At 69.1% G+C, this 18,150-nt stretch carries 18 protein-coding genes; 3 read left to right on the plus strand and 15 right to left on the minus strand.

Features of this window, described 5'->3' with window-relative positions:
* The first annotated feature begins 57 nt into the window (after positions 1 to 57).
* The 3 genes from ACIOSR_RS01230 (at position 58) to ACIOSR_RS01240 (ending at position 2,912) form a co-directional block, all read left to right on the plus strand.
* Positions 58 to 849, plus strand: a complete 792-nt coding sequence (locus ACIOSR_RS01230; protein ID WP_402751650.1) for a peptidylprolyl isomerase — start codon at positions 58 to 60, stop codon at positions 847 to 849.
* A gap of 89 nt (positions 850 to 938) precedes the next feature.
* On the plus strand, positions 939 to 2,168 hold the full coding sequence (locus tag ACIOSR_RS01235; RefSeq protein WP_402751651.1) for a DUF349 domain-containing protein: 1,230 nt from the start codon (positions 939 to 941) through the stop codon (positions 2,166 to 2,168).
* A 102-nt stretch (positions 2,169 to 2,270) separates the two neighbouring features.
* Positions 2,271 to 2,912, plus strand: coding sequence for a type IV toxin-antitoxin system AbiEi family antitoxin (locus ACIOSR_RS01240; RefSeq protein ID WP_402751652.1), 642 nt, complete (start codon positions 2,271 to 2,273; stop codon positions 2,910 to 2,912).
* Here the strand turns inward: ACIOSR_RS01240 and ACIOSR_RS01245 are convergent.
* The 15 genes from ACIOSR_RS01245 to ACIOSR_RS01315 all read right to left on the minus strand — a co-directional run bounded on the left by ACIOSR_RS01245 (position 2,891) and on the right by ACIOSR_RS01315 (position 18,039).
* Positions 2,891 to 5,035 (minus strand): bifunctional (p)ppGpp synthetase/guanosine-3',5'-bis(diphosphate) 3'-pyrophosphohydrolase, encoded by a 2,145-nt coding sequence (locus ACIOSR_RS01245; protein WP_235452715.1) that lies wholly within the window; start codon positions 5,033 to 5,035, stop codon positions 2,891 to 2,893. The genes ACIOSR_RS01240 and ACIOSR_RS01245 overlap by 22 nt on opposite strands.
* A gap of 237 nt (positions 5,036 to 5,272) precedes the next feature.
* Entirely contained in the window at positions 5,273 to 5,623 is a 351-nt protein-coding gene (locus ACIOSR_RS01250; protein WP_402751653.1) for a rhodanese-like domain-containing protein, read from the minus strand.
* Complete coding sequence (secF, locus tag ACIOSR_RS01255) at positions 5,620 to 6,630, minus strand: protein translocase subunit SecF (RefSeq protein ID WP_123570107.1); 1,011 nt, start codon at positions 6,628 to 6,630, stop codon at positions 5,620 to 5,622. Before secF ends, ACIOSR_RS01250 begins: the two co-directional genes overlap by 4 nt.
* Entirely contained in the window at positions 6,630 to 8,393 is a 1,764-nt protein-coding gene (secD, locus tag ACIOSR_RS01260; protein ID WP_056045374.1) for a protein translocase subunit SecD, read from the minus strand. Before secD ends, secF begins: the two co-directional genes overlap by 1 nt.
* 96 nt (positions 8,394 to 8,489) lie before the next feature.
* Positions 8,490 to 8,903 carry a preprotein translocase subunit YajC gene (gene yajC / locus ACIOSR_RS01265; protein WP_123570108.1) on the minus strand — a complete coding sequence of 138 codons (414 nt, stop codon included), beginning with the start codon at positions 8,901 to 8,903 and terminating at the stop codon, positions 8,490 to 8,492.
* 79 nt (positions 8,904 to 8,982) lie between these two features.
* Positions 8,983 to 10,008, minus strand: coding sequence for a Holliday junction branch migration DNA helicase RuvB (gene ruvB, locus ACIOSR_RS01270; RefSeq protein ID WP_056045381.1), 1,026 nt, complete (start codon positions 10,006 to 10,008; stop codon positions 8,983 to 8,985).
* Positions 10,005 to 10,619 (minus strand): Holliday junction branch migration protein RuvA, encoded by a 615-nt coding sequence (ruvA, locus tag ACIOSR_RS01275; RefSeq protein ID WP_402751654.1) that lies wholly within the window; start codon positions 10,617 to 10,619, stop codon positions 10,005 to 10,007. The genes ruvB and ruvA overlap by 4 nt, the downstream gene beginning before the upstream one ends.
* Positions 10,616 to 11,191 carry a crossover junction endodeoxyribonuclease RuvC gene (gene ruvC / locus ACIOSR_RS01280; protein WP_043592720.1) on the minus strand — a complete coding sequence of 192 codons (576 nt, stop codon included), beginning with the start codon at positions 11,189 to 11,191 and terminating at the stop codon, positions 10,616 to 10,618. Before ruvC ends, ruvA begins: the two co-directional genes overlap by 4 nt.
* A gap of 9 nt (positions 11,192 to 11,200) precedes the next feature.
* Entirely contained in the window at positions 11,201 to 11,962 is a 762-nt protein-coding gene (locus tag ACIOSR_RS01285; protein ID WP_056045387.1) for a YebC/PmpR family DNA-binding transcriptional regulator, read from the minus strand.
* A gap of 38 nt (positions 11,963 to 12,000) precedes the next feature.
* Positions 12,001 to 12,606: a pyridoxal 5'-phosphate synthase glutaminase subunit PdxT gene (gene pdxT / locus ACIOSR_RS01290; protein ID WP_402751655.1), complete on the minus strand. Its 606-nt coding sequence runs from the start codon at positions 12,604 to 12,606 to the stop codon at positions 12,001 to 12,003.
* A gap of 22 nt (positions 12,607 to 12,628) precedes the next feature.
* Positions 12,629 to 13,543: a pyridoxal 5'-phosphate synthase lyase subunit PdxS gene (gene pdxS, locus ACIOSR_RS01295; RefSeq protein ID WP_056045394.1), complete on the minus strand. Its 915-nt coding sequence runs from the start codon at positions 13,541 to 13,543 to the stop codon at positions 12,629 to 12,631.
* 23 nt (positions 13,544 to 13,566) lie between these two features.
* Positions 13,567 to 14,151 (minus strand): HIT family protein, encoded by a 585-nt coding sequence (locus ACIOSR_RS01300; protein ID WP_402751656.1) that lies wholly within the window; start codon positions 14,149 to 14,151, stop codon positions 13,567 to 13,569.
* Between the two features lie 2 nt (positions 14,152 to 14,153).
* On the minus strand, positions 14,154 to 16,091 hold the full coding sequence (gene thrS, locus ACIOSR_RS01305) for a threonine--tRNA ligase (RefSeq protein ID WP_402752192.1): 1,938 nt from the start codon (positions 16,089 to 16,091) through the stop codon (positions 14,154 to 14,156).
* Positions 16,092 to 16,285: 194 nt separating this feature from the next.
* Complete coding sequence (gene sufU, locus ACIOSR_RS01310) at positions 16,286 to 16,735, minus strand: Fe-S cluster assembly sulfur transfer protein SufU (protein WP_402751657.1); 450 nt, start codon at positions 16,733 to 16,735, stop codon at positions 16,286 to 16,288.
* Complete coding sequence (locus ACIOSR_RS01315) at positions 16,732 to 18,039, minus strand: aminotransferase class V-fold PLP-dependent enzyme (RefSeq protein WP_402752193.1); 1,308 nt, start codon at positions 18,037 to 18,039, stop codon at positions 16,732 to 16,734. The genes sufU and ACIOSR_RS01315 overlap by 4 nt, the downstream gene beginning before the upstream one ends.
* Between the last annotated feature and the right edge of the window lie 111 nt (positions 18,040 to 18,150).

An 18,150-nucleotide genomic window follows, 5' to 3' on the forward strand; every position in this document is an offset into this window, starting at 1 on the left:
ATGCTAGACCGGCCCTCCGATACAGTGCAGGCTGGACATCACCGAGCTGGAGGACCCGTGGCACCGAGCAAGAACCCGGACCGTGAGAGCCGGGACCGGCTCCGCAGGTACACCGCTCGTCAGCAGGTGCACGCGACGCAGGTCGCCCGACGCCGTCGGGACAACGTCCTCGCCGTGACCGCCGTCGTGGTCGTGGTCGGAGTCGCGGCCGTGTCCCAGGTGTTCTGGTCGACCAGCGGTCCCGGTGCCCCCGCGGCGGCTCCGTCTGACGCGCCCAGCGCCTCCTCGACGCCCGCCGCCGGCGAGAACGTCGGGGACGTGCCCAGCGAGGCGATCGCCGACGGCCGCTCCTGGACGGGCGGCCTCACGCTCAACGACGGCGTCGAGCTCGGGATCGAACTGGACGGGGCGAAGGCCCCGCAGGCGTCGAGCGTCGTCATCGACCTCATCCAGAAGGGCTTCTACACGGGGACGACCTGCCACCGCATGAGCGACGCTGCGACGGCGAAGTTCATCCAGTGCGGGTCCGCCAACGGCGACGGGACGGGCGACGCCGGTTTCACCTTCGGCCCACTCGAGAACGTCCCGTCGGACGGCGTGTACCCGACGGCGACGATCGCCATGGCTCGGAGCACCGACCCGTACTCGCAGTCGACGCAGTTCTTCATCACCTACGGCGACACCACCCTCGACGGCTCGACGGGTGGTTACACCGTGGTCGGACGCGTCACGAGCGGACTCGACCAGCTCGAGGCGCAGATCACGGACGCGGGCCTGACTCCCGGTACGAGCGAGACCGACGGCGCTCCCGTCGTGCCGACGACGATCACGGGCGCGACCATCGAGTAGTCCGCCGCGGTCCGCTGTGCAATAGGCTGAGCACCCATCGTGGTGGCCTGTCCTGGTCCCGCGACGAGCACGTTCAGCAAGGGATAAAAGTGGCTACTGACGATCAGGCACCCTGGGGCCGCGTCGCCGACGACGGCACGGTCTACGTCCGCGAGGGCGACGGCGAACGCGCCGTGGGGCAGTACCCCGACGCGACGCCCGTCGAGGCTCTCGCGTACTACGAACGCAAGTTCATCGAACTCGCCGGGCAGGTGACGTTGCTCGAGCAGCGCATCAAACGCGGCGCATCGGCGGGCGACGTCGTCAAGACGGTCACCCACCTGCGCGAGCAGCTCGTCGAACCGAGCGCGGTCGGGGATCTCGAGGCCCTGCGCCTTCGGGTGTCGGCACTCGACTCCACGGTCGACGAGCTGACGCAACAGCAGAGCGCCGAGGCACAGAAGGCCCTCACCGAAGCGGTCGCCTACCGCACCGCTCTCGTCACGGAGGCCGAGGCCCTGGCGGCCCAGGACCCCGCCCGCGTCCAGTGGAAGCAGGTCACGGCCACCCTCGACGACATCTTCGCCCGGTGGCAGAAGCATCAACAGGACGGTCCTCGCATCCCGAAGGGCGAGGGCAACGACCTCTGGAAACGATTCCGTGCTGCGCGCACCACCATCGACCAGCACCGCAAGGCCTTCTACGCCGAACTCGACGCGACCCACCGTGACGCTCGTCAGCGCAAGCAAGCCCTCGTCGAAGCGGCCGAGGCCCTGGCGCCGAAGGGTGTCGACGGCATCTCGGCCTACCGGGGGCTGCTCGACGACTGGAAGCGCGCCGGCCGTGCCGGAAAGAAGTACGACGACGCCCTGTGGGCGAAGTTCAAGCGTGCAGGCGACGTCCTCTACGCAGCCAAGTCCGAGGTCGTCGCGCAGGACACCGCCGAGTACGAGAGCAACCTCGAACAGAAACTCGAGCTGCTCACCGAGGCCGAGAAGATCCTGACGGTCACGGACCGGGTCCCGGCGCGCGAGGCCCTCACCTCGATCCAGCTGCGATGGGACGAGATCGGTCGCGTTCCTCGCGAGCAGGTCCGGGTGGTCGAGGATCGCCTCCGCAAGGTCGAGTCCCACGTGCGTCAGCTCGACGAGCAGTTCTGGGAGAAGAACAACCCCGAACGCCAGGCACGGTCCCAGGGGCTCGCGAGCCAACTGCACTACGCCATCAGCAAGCTCGAGGACGAACTCGCGACGGCAGAGGCCAGCGGCGACGCTCGTCGTGTCCGCGAGGCTCGTGAAGCTCTGGACGCCCGGAAGGTCTGGCTCGACGCCCTGGGCTGACCGTCAGGGGCCGACCGCCCACCGACGTCGCGAACCGTCCGATTCTCCACAGGGAGGGCCGGGCGGTTCGTCGTCGTCGGCAGGGTCGGCCAGGCTGGGCGCATGCCTGCTCGTCTCCCCCTGGTCCTGACCGACGACGACCTGCCCGAGCCCGAACTGCGTGCGGCTGCACTGGACGGGCAGGTCTACGCGGTCGGTGGCTCGTGGCGGAGCGTCGCCGAGATCGACGACGCCGGGGGCAGGGCGATCGCGATCGGGATCGCCCTCGGCGCCGGAGTCGTCGCGGCCGAACGGAGTGCCGCCTGGGTCTGGGGTGCCCGAGGCCCGGCACCACTCCCCCACTCCGGGCTGGTGGTCTCGCCGGCGAGGGTGAAGCATCGTGGTCGGGGTTCGATCGTCCGGCAGGTCGTCATCGACGAGGGCGAGATCGTCACCGTCCATGGTGTGGCCGTCACCACACCGGCCCGGACCGTCGTCGACCTCGCTCGCTGTGAGGGCTGGGCGTCTGAGGACGAGACGGCCGCCGGGGACGTCGCCTCCCAGCAGGCCGTGACGTACGCCGACGTGATCGCCGTCCTCGATCGACGTGGACGGCTCCCCCATCGAACGCGAACCGTGGAGCGACTCGGTCGAGTCTGTCCATTCGTCGCCGACGCGGCCCTCGTCGACGACGAGGTGCGACGAGACGCAGGCCCACCCGGTCCGTCGGAGGAGGCAGCGTCTCAGCCGGCGCTGACCCGGTAGACGTCGTACACGGCGTCGATGCGTCGGACCGCGTTCAGGACGCGATCGAGGTGGGTGGTGTCACCCATCTCGAACACGAAGCGGCTGAGGGCCAGGCGTTCGTCAGAGGTCGAGACGCTCGCCGACAGGATGTTGACGTGGTGCTCGCTCAGGACCCGGGTGACGTCCGACAGCAATCCGCTGCGATCGAGGGCCTCGATCTGGATCTGCACCATGAACACGCTCTTGGACGACGGAGCCCACTCGACCTCGATCATCCGCTCGGGCTCTTTCAACAGGCCCTGGACGTTGTGGCAGTTCGCCTGGTGGACGCTGACGCCCTGGCCTCGGGTCACGAATCCGACGATCTGGTCGCCCGGCACGGGAGTGCAGCACTTGGCGAGTTTCACCAGGATGTCCGGGGCCCCTCGGACCAGCACGCCCGAGTCGCTGTTGCGCAACGGCCGTGCTCGACCTTGGCTGGGGAACTCGAACTCGCCTTCGTCGACCTCGGTCTGCGTGTGGACCGCGGCGAGGATCTTCTCGATGACGGACTGGGTCGAGATGTGGCCCTCGCCGACGGCCGCGTAGAGACTCGACACGTCGTCGTACCGCATGGTGGCGGCGACTTCGGCGATGCTGTCCTGGGTCATCAGCTTCTGGAGCGGCAGGTTCTGCTTCCGCATGGCACGGGCGATGGCGTCCTTGCCCTGCTCCATGGCCTCGTCGCGGCGTTCTTTCGTGAACCACTGCCTGATCTTGTTCCGGGCGCGGGGGCTCTTGACGAAGGCGAGCCAGTCCTGGCTCGGCCCCGAGTCAGGATTCTTCGAGGTGAAGACCTCGACGACGTCGCCACTCGACAGGACGCTCTCGAGGGGCACGAGGCGACCGTTGACCTTGGCGCCCATCGTGCGGTGTCCGACCTCGGTGTGCACGGCGTAGGCGAAGTCGACCGGGGTCGCTCCCGACGGCAGGCCGATGACCTTGCCCTGAGGCGTGAAGACGTAGACCTCCTTCGCGCCGATCTCGAAACGGAGGCTGTCCAGGAACTCACTGGGGTCCGCCGTCTCGGCCTGCCAGTCCGAGATGTGGGCGAGCCAGGCCATGTCCGTCTCGGTCTTCGCTCCGCCCTGGTCGTCGCGCCCGCCGTTCATGCGCTGCTTGTACTTCCAGTGGGCGGCCACGCCGAACTCGGCCCGCTGGTGCATCTCGTGCGTGCGGATCTGGATCTCGACCGGACGTCCCTTGGGACCGATGACGGTCGTGTGCAGCGACTGGTACAGGTTGAACTTCGGCGTGGCGATGTAGTCCTTGAAGCGGCCGGGGATCGGGTTCCAGCGGGCGTGGATCGAGCCCAACACGGCGTAGCAGTCGCGGAGCGAGTTGACGAGGATGCGGATGCCGACGAGGTCGTAGATCTCGTCGAACTCCCGACCCCGGACGATCATCTTCTGGTAGATCGAGTAGTACTGCTTGGGCCGACCCATGACGTCGCCGCGGATCTTCGTCGACTTGAGGTCGGACTTGACGGCGTTGATGACGTTCTGCACGAACTGCTCGCGTTGCGGCGTGCGCTGTTTGACCAGGTTGTCGATCTCGACGTAGAGCTTGGGGTGGAGCACCGCGAACGAGAGGTCCTCGAGCTCCCATTTGATGGTCTGGATGCCGAGCCGGTGCGCCAGGGGGGCGTAGATCTCGAGGGTCTCGGTGGCCTTGCGGGTCGCTGACGCCGACTCGACGAAACCCCAGGTGCGAGCGTTGTGCAGCCGGTCGGCGAGCTTGATGACGAGGACCCGGATGTCTTTCGACATGGCCACGACCATCTTCCGGACGGTCTCGGCCTGAGCGCTGTCGCCGTACTTGAGCTTGTCGAGCTTGGTGACCCCGTCGACGAGCATCGCGATCTCGTCCCCGAAGTCGCGCTGGAGCATGGCCAGTGTGTAGTCGGTGTCCTCGACGGTGTCGTGCAGCAGTGCAGCCGCGACGGTCTTGGCGCCGATGCCCAGATCGGCGAGGATCTGCGCCACCGCAACGGGATGGGTGATGTACGGTTCGCCGCTCTTGCGCAGTTGACCCGTGTGCGCCTTCTCGGCCACCGAGTAGGCCCGCTCGATGATGACGATGTCGGCCTTGGGATGGTGCATGCGCACGGTCTTGATCAACCGGTCGACGGCGCCTGCCGGCTGGCTGCGCGAGAAGAGTCGAGGCAGGAGCGTCCGCAACGAGGCCGTGTTCTGACCGCCGGGCGTCTCGGGCGGTGCGGAGTTGTTCCGTGTGGTGATCTCGGTCACGGCTGCACCTCGTTCTCTCGGGTCGGAGCGCCACCGCCGGCCGTCGTGGTCGGACGTGGACTTCGTGGGGTCAAGGGTACCCGTCGGCCGTCAGTCGACCGGCGCCCCGGGGTGGCCGTCGTCTGCCACGACCGTGCCCCCCGCGTCCCGCCAGGCGAGCATCCCACCGACGACGTTGCGGGCGTCCACGCCGACGCCTCGGAGGGCGTCCGTTGCGCGAGCCGACCGCATGCCGGAGTGGCAGACGACGAGGACGGGGCGGTCGGTGGGGACCTCCCCGACCCGTTCGTTCAGCTCGGACAGTGGGATGGACGTCGCGCCAGGCGCATGACCTTCATCCCATTCGTGCGGTTCTCGGACGTCGAGCACGTAGGTGCCGTCGGACAGGGCGTCGATGGCGGCGTCGGCCCCGATCTCGGGTCGACGGTGGTCGCCGATCATGCGCCCACCGTCTCGTCGACGGTGAGGGGCTCGGTCTTCTGTGCCTCGAGCTTGCGGGCATCGCGTTTCGCGATGTCCGGCTCACGGAGGCGGAGCGTGGCGTAGAGCGGTGAGGCGATGAAGATCGTCGAGTAGGTACCGACCAGGATGCCGATGAAGAGCGCCAGGGAGATGTCGCGGAGGGTGCCCGCTCCCAGGACGAATGCCCCGATGAAGAGGATCGCCGCGACGGGGAGGAGCGCCACGACGGACGTGTTGATCGACCGGACCAACGTCTGGTTGACGGCCAGGTTCACGGACTGTCCGAACGTGCGTCGTGAGCCCTCGCCGTCGTCGGCGGTGTTCTCGCGGATCTTGTCGAACACCACCACGGTGTCGTAGAGCGAGTAGCCGAGGATCGTCAGGAAGCCGATGACCGCCGCCGGGGTGACCTCGAAGCCGACGATGCCGTAGATGCCCGCGGTCAGCACGAGGTCGTGCAGCAGGGCTGCCATGGCGGCCAACGACATCTTCCAGGTTCGGAAGTACAGCGTCATGCCGATCGCGGCGAGGATCAGGAAGATCACGAGACCCTTGATGGCCTGGCTCGTGATGTCGGCACCCCATGAGGCACCGATGAAGGACGAGGTCACTCGATCGTCGGGGACGTCGTACGCGGTGGCCAACGCCGCCGCCACGTCGTTCGTCTGAGCGGCTTCCAGCTGCGAGGTCTGCACGCGGATCGTGTCGGTGCCGACCTGCGTGACCCGCGGGTTCGAACCGGGTACGACCTCGTCGACGGTCGTCGTGGCGACGTCCTGGTCGAGTTCGGCCGGCTGGGCGACCTGGAACTCCGACCCGCCCGTGAACTCGATGCCGAAGTGGAAGCCGCCGCGGAGGAACGGGACGGTGACCGAGATGAGGATGACCAGGGCGGCGATCCAGTACCAGCGGCGGCGGTGACCGACGATGTCGTACGACCGGGCACCCGTGTAGAGGTCGTTGCCGAATTTCGAGAAACTGGCCATCAGGAGTCCTTCTTCCCTTCACCGGCGGTCGACGAGTCGACGCGCTCGGTGTTCTTCTCGGCGGCTTTGCGCTCGGCGATGGTCTGACGCTTGACGGCCTCGCGACCGCCCGCTTGCTTGCGGCCGACGACGGCCGGGGTTCGGAACTGCGCCCGCCCCCGGTAGACGGCGCCGAGGGCGCGTGGGTTGAGCCCGCTGAACGAGTGGCCCTCGCCGAAGAACCGCGTCCGGGCGATGAGCTGGAGCATGGGGTGGGTGAACAGCGAGACCACGATCAGGTCGATCACCGTGGTGATGCCCAAGGTGAGCGCGAAGCCCTTGACGTTGCCGACCGCGAGGATGAAGAGCGTGATGGCCGCCAGGAAGTTCACCGTGTCGGACGCGATGATCGTGCGGATGGCGCGCTTCCAGCCCGATTCGACGGCGCTCTCGAGGATGCGACCGTCGCGGAGTTCGTCCCGGATGCGTTCGAAGTAGACGATGAATGAGTCGGCCGTGATGCCGATGGCCACGATCAGACCGGTCACCCCCGCCAGCGAGAGGCGGTAGCCCTCTCGCCAGGACAGGATGGCGATCACGAGGTAGGTGAGCACGGCGGCGATGACCAGCGACAGTACGGTCACGAAGGCGAGGGCCCGGTACTGGATCAGCGAGTAGATGACCACCAGGATCAGGCCGATGAGGCCGGCGATCAGACCGCTGATCAGCTGGGTCTGTCCGAGGGTCGCGGTGATCGTCTCGTTGCTCTGGACCGAGAAGCTGAGCGGGAGGGCACCGAACTTCAGCTGGTCGGCGAGGGTCTTCGAGGAGTCCTGCGTGAACTGGCCCGTGATCTGGGCCCGGCCGTCGGTGATGGCGGCGTTCGCGGACGGCGCCGTGATGACCTGGTTGTCGAGGGTCACGGCGAACTGGTTCTGCGGCGCCTGCAACGAGACGAGGCGCGAGGTGACCTGGGAGAACCGGTCGGTGCCCTGGCCGTTGAACTCGAGGTTCACGGCCCAGGTGTTCGTCGAGTTGCCCTGCGAGTCGGCGGCGAGGCCGTTCGTGGCGTCGCTGATGTCGGAACCCTGCACCTCGACCGGGCCGAGGATGTACTTGGCCGTGCCGTCGGTGGAGCAGGTGACCAGTGGCTCGTCGTCACGGGCCGTGGCCAGGTCGTTCTCGGCCGCGCAGTCGTAGTTCTGGTAGAGGTCGGCGAGCTGGGGGGTGATCCAGGCCAGGTCGGATGCGTTCGTCGGGGACGCGGTCGGCGTGCTCTCGAGCTCGGGGTTGGGGGTGTAGGGCGTGGCGCTCGGGCTGGCCGTGGCGCCGTCGCCTTCTCCGCCGACCGCGGCGTTCGAGACCGCCTCGGTGTAGAGCACGGGGCGGAAGGTCAGCTTGGCCGACGCCTCGATGCGTTCGAGGGTCGCGTTGTCGGGTCGTCCCGGGATGGACACGACGATGTTCTGCGTGCCCTGCTTGGTGATCTCGGATTCCGAGACGCCGGCCGAGTCGATGCGCTGCCGGATGATCGTGACCGCCTGGTCCAGCTGCTCCGACGACACCGTCTCGCCGCTCTGGAGCTGGGCCGCCAGGGTGATCTGCGTACCGCCCTGCAGGTCGAGGGCCAGTTCGGGCACCCAACTCGCTCCGTTCCACCACCCGTCACGACCGGAATCGTTCAGGAACGTGGCCGTGCCGTTCAGGGCCGTGAGGCCGGCGATGATGACCAACAACCAGGTCAGGGATCGTATTGCTTTCTTCACCGGCGTCGAGCGTGCCACGGAGGAACTCTGCTTTCTCATGGGAGCGCGCGCTCACGTGGAGCGCGCGCCGTGGATCGGACCCGGCCGCGCCAGGCGGCCGAGGCGGTCGTCGGGTCAGGCCTTGGTGTCGGAGTCCTTGGCGACCGTCGAGTCGACCGGTGCGGACGTGGCGCGTTCACCGAACTCGGGAGCGTCGTCGATGACGCGGTCGTGCTCGGTGGAGCCGTCGGCCAGCGAGTCGGCGTCGTCGGCGACGGGCTCGTCGATGACCGGTTCGACGACGCGACCCAGGGTCTGACGGTGGACCTTGAGGACGGTGCCGGGCGAGACCTCGACCTCGGCGACGTTGTTCTCGTCGTCGATGGAGACGACGGTGCCGTAGACGCCGAACGAGAGCATGACCTCGACGCCGGGGACGAGCTTGTTCTGCAGTTCTGCCTGCTGACGGTCGCGCTTCTTCTTGTTGCGGAACATGAAGACGACGAGGACCACCAGGAGGAGGACCATGATGAGGGTTGCGGGATCCATGCGGAACTCCCTTTCGCTGTTGGGGGTGTGGGCCGAGCGGGACTCGCTTCAGCGAGCGAAGGCCTCGGACCTGCAGGAATTATAGGTCATCGCCGAAGAGCGCCCCTGAGGCGTGCGCCAGACCGAAGTGCCGCCAGGCCTCGGGAGTGGCGATGCGTCCCCGCGGCGTGCGGGTGAGCAGGCCCACCCGGACGAGGAACGGCTCGACGACCGACTCGATCGTATCGGCCTCTTCTCCCACCGAGACCGCAAGGGTGTTGAGGCCGACGGGTCCGCCGCCGAACCGGGTCAGCACCGTGCGGACGACCTCACGGTCGAGCCGGTCGAGCCCCAGCGAATCGACGTCGTAGAGATCGAGCGCTTCGCGCACGGTCGTCAGGTCGGCATCCCGCCCGTGGACGAGCGCGTAGTCGCGGACGCGTCGGAGCAGGCGGTTCGCGATGCGAGGCGTGCCCCGGCACCGTCCGGCGATCTCGGCCAGGGCGGCACCGTCGATGACGATGCCGAGGAGGGACGCCGCCCGGCGGAGGACCTCGGTCAGCTCGGCCTCGTCGTAGAACTCGAGGTGCGCCGTGAAGCCGAACCGGTCGCGCAGGGGGTTGGGCAGCAGTCCGCTGCGGGTGGTCGCACCGACGAGCGTGAAGGGCGACAACTCGAGGGGGATGCTGGTCGCTCCTGCCCCCTTGCCCACCATGATGTCGATCCGGTAGTCCTCCATCGCGAGGTACAGCATCTCTTCGGCCGGCCGCGCCATGCGATGGATCTCGTCGATGAAGAGCACCTCCCCCGGCACGAGCGCGGAGAGGACCGCGGCCAGGTCGCCCGCGTGCTGGATCGCGGGACCCGACGACATCCGCAACGGCCGAGCCCCTTCGTGGGCCACGATCATGGCCAGGGTCGTCTTGCCGAGCCCGGGCGGTCCGGCGAGCAGGATGTGGTCGGGGGTGCGGCCCTGCATCGTCGCGGCCTTGAGCAGCAGCTCGAGCTGGCCCCGCACCTTGGACTGCCCGACGAACTCGCCGAGCGAGGTGGGCCGCAGCGCCCCTTCGAAGGCCAGCTCGGCCTCGGACTCGAGCGTGGGACGGGTCAGGTCGTCGTCGCTCACGCTCGGGCCCCGGTGGACTTCTGCGGACCGAGGTGACCGAGTGCGGCACGCAGCAACTGCGGCACGGCCACCGCGACGGCGTCGCCACGGTCCGCCACGACGGAGTCGATGGCGGCCTGCGCCTCACGGTCGGACCACCCGAGCCCGACCAACGCGACGAGCACGTCGGCAGCCGTCGTCGACGCCGCCGTGACGGTCGGCGCGGTCGGTGCCACGTCGAGCTTGCCGGTCAGCGAGAGGACGATGAGCTTGGCCGTCTTCGGCCCGATGCCCGAGACGCGTCGGAACGCGGCGTCGTCGTCGTCGGCGACGGCGGTGGCGACCTGATGGGGCGTGAGCGTCGACAGGACGCCCTGGGCCGACTTCGGACCGACGCCGGTGACGCTGCGGAGCAGGTCGAAGACCTCGAGTTCTTCGCGGTCGGCGAAGCCGAAGAGCGAGAGGTCGTCTTCTCGGACGATCAACGCCGTGTGGACGAGCGCCTGCTCGCCGACGCGGACCGTCAGTGCGAGCTGTGGGGTGACCGAGACACGGAGGCCCACCCCGCCGACCTCGACCACGACCGATGTGCCGGACGCGGACAGGACGGTACCGCGGACACTCGAGATCATGCCCCCAGCCTAGGAGTGCGCACCGACTTCTCGGCGTCGCGCCACGCTCGCTGGGCCGGCGTGAGGGAACCCGAGGAGGCGCGGGCGGCGACGGGCGCACCCCGCCAGGCATGGCAGATGGCCAGGGCCAGGGCGTCGGCGGCGTCCGCCGGCCGGGGCGCCTCGGCCAGCCCGAGCAACCGGGCGACCATCGTGCCGACCTGCTTCTTGTCGGCCGACCCGTACCCGGTCACGGCAGCCTTCACCTCGGACGGCGTGTGCAGCGTGACGGGGATCTCGCGTTCGGCTGCGGCACGCAGGGCGAGGCCGCTGACCTGTGCCACCCCCATGACGCTGCGGACGTTCTGTTGGGCGAAGACCCGCTCGATCGCCATGGCGTCCGGCCGGTGCTCGTCGATGAGCGCCTCGAGACCGCGACCCAGGGCGAGGAGACGCAACTCGAGGGCGAGGTCGGGGGCGGTGCGGATGACCTGCACGTCGACCAGGGTCGCACGCCGCTGGGCGTCGACCTCGACCACCCCGACCCCGCATCGGGTGAGCCCGGGGTCGATGCCGAGCACCCGGAGCGTCACCGCGGCGGCCTATTCTTCGTCGTCGAGCGCGGCCTGCACGTCGGCGGGGACGTCGTGGTTCGCGTAGACGTTCTGCACGTCGTCGTCGTCGTCGAGGGCGTCGATGAGTCGGAAGACCTTGCGTGCCGTCTCGAGGTCGACCTCGATCTTGAGCCCGGGCACGAACTCGATGTCGGCCGAGTCGTAGTCGATGCCGGCGTCCTGGAGCGCCGAGCGGGCCGGGACCAGGTCGGAGGCCTCGGTGACGATCTCGAAGCCTTCACCACGATCGGTGACCTCTTCGGCTCCGGCGTCGAGGACGGCGGCGAGGACGTCGTCTTCGGTGAGGTCGTCCGTCTTCATGACGGCGATGACGCCCTTGCGGCTGAAGTTGTAGGCCACGCTGCCGGGGTCGGCCATGGTGCCGCCGTTGCGCGACATCACCGTACGGACGTTGGCGGCCGCGCGGTTCTTGTTGTCGGTGAGGCACTCGATCAACAACGCGACGCCGTTGGGGCCGTACCCCTCGTACATGATCGTCTGGTAGTCGACGCTCTCGCCGCTGAGACCGGCACCGCGCTTGACGGCCCGGTCGATGTTGTCGTTGGGGACCGAGGTCTTCTTGGCCTTCTGGACGGCGTCGACCAGCGTGGGGTTGCCGGACATGTCGGCCCCGCCCTGCTTGGCCGCGACCTCGATGTTCTTGATGAGCTTGGCGAACGACTTGGCACGTCGACTGTCGATGACGGCCTTCTTGTGCTTGGTCGTTGCCCACTTGGAATGCCCGGACACGGTGCTCCTTCAGACTGCTGACGTGGATCGCGACGAGTCTACCGCGACGCCCGCGCGCGGGCCTTGTCGAGGAACCGCGAGTGGAACCGCAGGTCGTCGGTGACCTCCGGGTGGAACGAGGTGCCCATCAGAGGACCTTGCTCGACGGCGACGACCCGGCCGTCCTCGAGGACGCCGATCGCCGTCGCGGCCGGCCCGACCGCGTCGACCACCGGGGCACGGATGAAGACCGCGTGCACGGGTGGACCGTCGAGCACGGGGACGTGGACGTCGGTCTCGAACGAGTCGGTCTGCGAGCCGAACGCGTTGCGCCGGACCGAGACGTCGAGGCCCCCGATGCTCTGCTGGCCGGGGATGCCGTCGACGATGCGGTCCGCGAGCATGATGAGACCGGCGCAGGTGCCGTATACGGGCAACCCCGAGCCGATCGCCCGTCGGAGCGGCCCGTCCAGGTCGAACGTCCGCGACAGCTTGTCCATGACGCTGGACTCGCCGCCCGGGATCACGAGACCGTCGATCTCGTCGAGCTCGGAGGCTCGGCGTACGGGGACGGCCTCGGCCCCCAACGAGGTCAGGACGGCCAGGTGTTCACGGAAATCGCCTTGCAGGGCCAGGACGCCGACCCGGGGCGTTCGTTCGGGCATCACCGACGATCGACCCCCGAGGTCACCAGCCGCGCTCGGCGAGGCGGTGCGGTGCGGGGAGGTCGGGCACGTTGATGCCGACCATCGCCTCGCCGAGACCGCGCGACGCGTCGGCCACGACCTGGGGGTCGTCGAAGAAGGTGGTGGCCTTGACGATCGCCTTGGCACGCTCGGCGGGGTTGCCCGACTTGAAGATGCCCGAACCGACGAAGACGCCGTCGGCACCGAGCTGCATCATGAGAGCCGCGTCGGCGGGTGTCGCGACGCCGCCCGCGGTGAAGAGGACGACGGGGAGCTTGCCGGTCTCGGCGATCTCTTTCACGAGCTCGAAGGGAGCTTGCAGTTCTTTCGCGGCGACGTAGAGCTCGTCGGACTTGAGCCCACGGAGCTGGGCGATCTCTTTCGAGATCGTGCGGATGTGCTTGGTGGCCTCGGACACGTCACCGGTGCCGGCCTCGCCCTTGGAGCGGATCATGGCCGCGCCCTCGGTGATGCGACGCAGCGCCTCGCCCAGGTTGGTGGCCCCGCAGACGAAGGGGACGGTGAAGTTCCACTTGTCGATGTGGTTGACGTAGTCGGCCGGGCTCAGCACCTCGGACTCGTCGATGTAGTCCACGCCGAGGGTCTGGAGGATCTGGGCCTCGACGAAGTGGCCGATGCGGGCCTTCGCCATGACGGGGATCGAGACCGCCGCCACGATCTCGTCGATCATGTCGGGGTCGCTCATGCGGGCGACACCGCCCTGGGACCGGATGTCGGCGGGAACGCGCTCGAGGGCCATGACGGCCACGGCCCCGGCGTCTTCGGCGATCTTCGCCTGCTCGACGTTGACGACGTCCATGATGACGCCGCCCTTGAGCATCTCGGCGAGACCGCGCTTGACGCGGCTCGAACCGGTGGTGGAGGACTGGTGGGAGGCAGAGGTCGTGTCGCTCATGATGGCCCCTATCTTAGGCCCGATCAGACCGCCGACGCCGCCGTCGGCGTCGTGCCGTCGCCGTCCCTCGGCCAGGCCTCGGAGACGGCGACGCGGACGTCGCCGAGCAGCTGCGTGACGGCCTTCGTCTGGGCGATGATCGGGAAGAAGTTCGAGTCGCCGCCGTAGCGCGGCACCACGTGTTGGTGCAGGTGGGCCGCGATGCCGGCGCCGCCGACCTGCCCCTGGTTCATGCCGATGTTGAATCCCTGTGCGTGGGACACCTGCGTGAGGACCCGCATGGCGATCTGGGTCAGGGACGCGATCTCGGCCACCTCGTCGGAGGTGGCGAGGTCGTAGGTGGAGACGTGCCGGTACGGGCAGACCAGCAGGTGCCCCGGGTTGTAGGGGTAGAGGTTGAGCAACACGTAGGCGTGTTCGCCCCGAGCCACGATGAGCGCCTCGTCGTCCGACCTCGAGGGGGCGCTGCAGAACGGGCAGGAGTCGTCGTGGGCGCCCTGGCCCGCCTCGACGTAGACGGCGCGGTGCGGCGTCCAGAGTCGCTGGAACGCGTCGGGGACTGCGGCGAAGTCGGCGGAGGACTCCGCCGCGGACCCGTCGGCGACCACGCTCAGACCTGGGCCTTGGTCTCGATGGCTGCGACGATCTTGGCGATCGCCTCGTCGAGCGGCACGCCGTTCTCCTGTGAGCCGTCCCGGTAGCGGAAGCTGACGGCCCCGGCCGCGCGGTCGTCCTCGCCGGCGATCAACTGGAACGGCACCTTGGCCTTGGTGTGCGTGCGGATCTTCTTCGGCATGCGGTCGTCGCTGTGGTCGACCTGCGCCCGGACGCCGGCCTCGCGCAGACGTGACACGACGCCGTCGAGGTAGTCGCCGTACTCGTCGGCGACGGGGATCGCCACGACCTGGACGGGCGCCAGCCAGACCGGGAAGGCCCCGGCGTAGTGCTCGGTGAGCACGCCGAAGAAGCGCTCGATCGAACCGAACAACGCCCGGTGGATCATGACCGGACGCTGACGCGACCCGTCGGCCGCCGTGTACTCGAGGTCGAAGCGCTCGGGCAGGTTGAAGTCGAGCTGCACCGTCGACATCTGCCAGGTGCGTCCGATCGCGTCACGTGCCTGGACCGAGATCTTCGGCCCGTAGAACGCCGCGCCGGCCGGGTCGGGTACGAGTTCGAGGCCGGTCTCTTCTGCGACCTGCCTCAGCGTCGCCGTCGCCTCGTCCCAGGTGGCGTCGTCGCCCACGTACTTCTCGGGGTCCTTGGTGGACAGCTCGAGGTAGAAGTCGTCGAGGCCGTAGTCGCGCAGCAGGCTGAGGACGAAGTCGAGCGTGCCCTTGAGCTCGGCCGCCATGTCGTCACGGGTGGTGAAGATGTGCGCGTCGTCCTGGGTCATGCCGCGCACGCGGGTGAGCCCGTGGATGACGCCGGACTTCTCGTTGCGGTACACGGTGCCGAACTCGAACAGGCGCTGTGGCAGGTCACGGTAGGACTTGGCCGACGAACGGTACGCCAGGATGTGCATCGGGCAGTTCATCGGCTTGAGGTAGTAGTCCGCACCCTGGCGGGTGATCTCGCCCTCGTCGTTGCGTGCCTCGTCGAGGTGCATCGCCGGGAACATGCCGTCCTTGTACCACCCCAGGTGGCCCGAGGTCTCGAACAGGGCCGCCTTGGTGATGTGCGGCGTGTAGACGAACTCGTACCCGGCCTTCTCGTGACGCTCGCGCGAGTAGTCCTCCATCTGGCGACGGATGATGCCGCCCTTCGGGTGGAAGATCGCGAGACCGGAGCCGATCTCGTCGGGGAACGAGAAGAGGTCGAGCTCGGCGCCGAGCTTGCGGTGGTCGCGCTTGGCGGCCTCCTCGAGTCGGCCCTGGTAGGCGCGCAGGTCGTCCTTGGTGGGCCACGCCGTGCCGTAGATGCGCTGCAGCTGGGGGTTCTTCTCGGACCCGCGCCAGTAGGCGGCCGCCACGCGCATCAGCTTCGTGGCGTTGCCGAGGAGGCGCGTGCTGGGCACGTGGGGACCGCGGCAGAGGTCGAACCAGACGACCTCGCCGGTCTTCGGGTCGAGGTTGTCGTAGACCGTGAGCTCGGCCCCGCCCACCTCGACCGACTCTCCGTCGGCGCCGAGGTCGTCGGCCGACCCGCCCTTGAGCCCGATGAGCTCGAGCTTGAACGGTTCGTGGGCCAGCAGCTCGCGGGCCTCGTCGTCGGTCACGACGCGACGACGGAAGCGCTGGCCCTGACGGATGATGCGCTCCATGCCCTTCTCGATCGCCTTGAGGTCGTCGGGGGTGAAGGGCTCCGCGACGTCGAAGTCGTAGTAGAAGCCGTCGGTGACGGGCGGTCCGATGCCGAGCCTGGCCTCGGGGTTGATCTGCTGCACCGCCTGGGCCATCACGTGCGCAGCCGAGTGCCGGAGGATGGCCAGGCCGTCGGGCGAGTCGATCGTGACCGGCTCGGCCACGTCGCCCGCGTGCAGCTCGGTCGCCAGGTCGCGGAGCTCGCCGGACACGCGGACGGCCACGACCGACTTGTCGGTGAACAGCTCGGAGCCGGTCGTCGTCGCGGTGGCCTCGACGGCCGAGAGGCCGTGGGCGGCTGAGGAGGCGGTCGGGTCGATGTCGGTCTGGTCGGACACGGCGGTGGTTCCTATCGTCGAGGGGCGGGGACCACTTTAGTCGCCGACCGACCGCCGACCGGCCGACCAGGGCCTCGACGGGCGACGAGGCCCGGGTCGGCTCAGACGGCGCGCAGTTCGGTCGAACAGGCCTCCGCCGCGACCCACGCGAGCATGCCGCACTTCACCCTCATGACGAACTTCGAGACCCCGTGGAACACGACCGCGTCGCCGAGGACCTCGTCGTCGGGCTCCCCGGCGCCCCGGGACCGCATCATCTCGCGGAAGTCCCCGACGAGTGCGTCGAGCTCGGTCAGCGTGCGACCCGGAGCCAGCTGCGCCAGCACCGAGGCGGAGGCCATCGAGATGCTGCAGCCGGCGCCCTGCCAGCGGAGGTCGGCGATGCGGTCGGTCCCGGGCTCGAGGGCGACGCGGACGGTGATCTCGTCACCGCAGGTCGGGTTGCGTTCGTGGTGCTGCGCGTCGGCCCCGGGCAGCTCGCCGTCGCCGTGGCGCGCCTTTGCGTGGTCGAGGATGACCTGCTGGTACAGGCCGTCGAGGGCGGCGCTCACCGCGCCTCCTCGGCCTTCTCGTCGACGGGCTCCGGGCCGACGACGCCGAAGTAGCCGCGGACCTCGGCGACCCCGGCGACCAGCCGGTCGACCTCGTCGCTCGACGAGTACAGGTAGGTGCTGGCCCGCGTCGTGGCCGTCACCCCGAGACGACGGTGCAGTGGCTGGGCGCAGTGGTGGCCGACCCGCACGGCGATGCCGCGCGCGTCGAGGAACTGGCCGACGTCGTGGGCGTGCACCCCGTCGACGACGAAGCTGGCGAGTCCCGATCGCGGCACGCCGGCCGGTGGACCCACGACCGTGACGCCGTCGACGGCCTCGAGGCCGCGGACGAGCAGGTCGGCGAGGGCCTCCTCGTGGGCGCGCACCCGGTCCATGCCGACGGCGTCGAGGTAGCGCACGGCCTCGGCCAGGGCGACGGCCTGGGACACGGGCTGCGTGCCGGCCTCGAAGCGCTGCGGAGCAAGGAGGTACTCGGAGCCCTCCATCGTCACCGTCGTGATCATCGAGCCGCCGGTCCGGAACGGCGGCAGGGCGTTCAGCAGCTCGGCCCGGCCGTAGAGGACGCCGATGCCCGTGGGCCCCAGCATCTTGTGGCCCGAGAATGCGGCGAAGTCGACGTCGAGGTCGTGGAGGTCGACGGGGCGGTGCGGGACCGACTGGCAGGCGTCGAGGACGACGAGGGCGCCGACGTCGTGCGCCAGCGCCACCAGCTCGGCGACGGGCGCGACGAGGCCGGTGACGTTCGAGACGTGGGCGAAGGCGAGGAGGCGCGTGCGGGGTCCGATCACGGCGGCCGCGTCGGCGGTGGTCCAGGTGCCGTCGTCGCGGACCGGCACGAATCGCAGGCTGGCACCGGTCGTCGCGGCGAGTTCTTGCCACGGGACGAGGTTCGCGTGGTGTTCGGCCTCGGTGACGACGATCTCGTCGCCGGGCGCGAGGGCGAAGCGTCGCGCGGCCTCACCACCCCGCCCGTGCGTCGCGTTCGCGACGCCGTACGCGACGAGGTTGAGGGCGTCGGTGGCGTTGGAGGTCCAGACGATCTCGTCGACGTCGGCACCGACGAAGCGGGCGACCGTCTCGCGCGCCTCTTCGTAGGCCTCGGTCGACAGGGCGGCGAGCGTGTGGGCGCCCCGGTGCACGGCCGAGTTCGTCGTCTCGAGGAAGCGCCGCTCGGCGTCGAGCACGGACGCCGGCCGTTGGGCGGTCGCCCCCGAGTCGAGGTAGGCGAGCGGCTCGCCGTTGACGTCCTGCCCGAGGAGCGGGAAGTCGGCGCGCAGACGGCGGGCGTCGTCGTCGGACAGCCCCGGACGGTGGGTGGATGGTGCGGAGGAGGTGGTGGTCACGGTGTCCCTTCCCGTCGATCGTACCGAGGCCCCCCGAGGGGCCCGGCTCCGGCCGACACGGGACGCAAC

This window comes from Frigoribacterium sp. NPDC087798 (assembly GCF_044742985.1).
Lineage (GTDB): Bacteria > Actinomycetota > Actinomycetes > Actinomycetales > Microbacteriaceae > Frigoribacterium.

What these genes read in the sequence shown, in the direction of transcription:
- yajC (WP_123570108.1), bottom strand. Translation starts at nt 8,903, where the DNA reads ATGGATCCCGCAACCCTCATCATGGTCCTCCTCCTGGTGGTCCTCGTC.
- ruvA (WP_402751654.1), bottom strand. Translation starts at nt 10,619, where the DNA reads ATGATCTCGAGTGTCCGCGGTACCGTCCTGTCCGCGTCCGGCACATCG.
- pdxT (WP_402751655.1), bottom strand. Translation starts at nt 12,606, where the DNA reads ATGCCCGAACGAACGCCCCGGGTCGGCGTCCTGGCCCTGCAAGGCGAT.
- secF (WP_123570107.1), bottom strand. Translation starts at nt 6,630, where the DNA reads ATGGCCAGTTTCTCGAAATTCGGCAACGACCTCTACACGGGTGCCCGG.
- pdxS (WP_056045394.1), bottom strand. Translation starts at nt 13,543, where the DNA reads ATGAGCGACACGACCTCTGCCTCCCACCAGTCCTCCACCACCGGTTCG.
- ACIOSR_RS01245 (WP_235452715.1), bottom strand. Translation starts at nt 5,035, where the DNA reads ATGCACCATCCCAAGGCCGACATCGTCATCATCGAGCGGGCCTACTCG.
- ACIOSR_RS01240 (WP_402751652.1), top strand. Translation starts at nt 2,271, where the DNA reads ATGCCTGCTCGTCTCCCCCTGGTCCTGACCGACGACGACCTGCCCGAG.
- ACIOSR_RS01250 (WP_402751653.1), bottom strand. Translation starts at nt 5,623, where the DNA reads ATGATCGGCGACCACCGTCGACCCGAGATCGGGGCCGACGCCGCCATC.